Origin of the sequence: Psychrobacter sp. S1-30-MNA-CIBAN-0213 (assembly GCF_040309845.1) — a bacterium.
In the GTDB taxonomy this organism is placed as follows: domain Bacteria; phylum Pseudomonadota; class Gammaproteobacteria; order Pseudomonadales; family Moraxellaceae; genus Psychrobacter.
Genome location: NZ_JBEOPE010000099.1, coordinates 1 through 261 on the forward strand (window position 1 = coordinate 1; position 261 = coordinate 261).

General features: G+C 49.4%; 1 protein-coding gene. It reads right to left on the reverse strand.

Features of this window, described 5'->3' with window-relative positions:
* Positions 1-261, reverse strand: a 261-nt coding sequence (locus AAEY87_RS14110; protein WP_350657626.1) for a DUF2345 domain-containing protein, incomplete at both ends; no start/stop codon positions are given.

The window sequence follows — 261 nt, forward strand, 5'->3', positions numbered from 1 at the left end:
AGGCAACCCTGCCAATCCCAACCCATCTACACCGCCTCCAGCCCTACTATGCTTACCAGCCTTCTCCGTAAACTGCTTTGCCGTAATCGTAATATCACCACCATCTAAAGTGATACTCGCACCACCAGCCGTCAGCGTAATTTTATTCGTCGCCACTGCTTCAACCTCTTTAGTAGAAGAGGCGATGTTTACATCTTGCTTAGCCGTGGCTTCAAGCTTACCCGTATGGGCGGAGAGGGTAATATTCTCTTTGGCATTGGT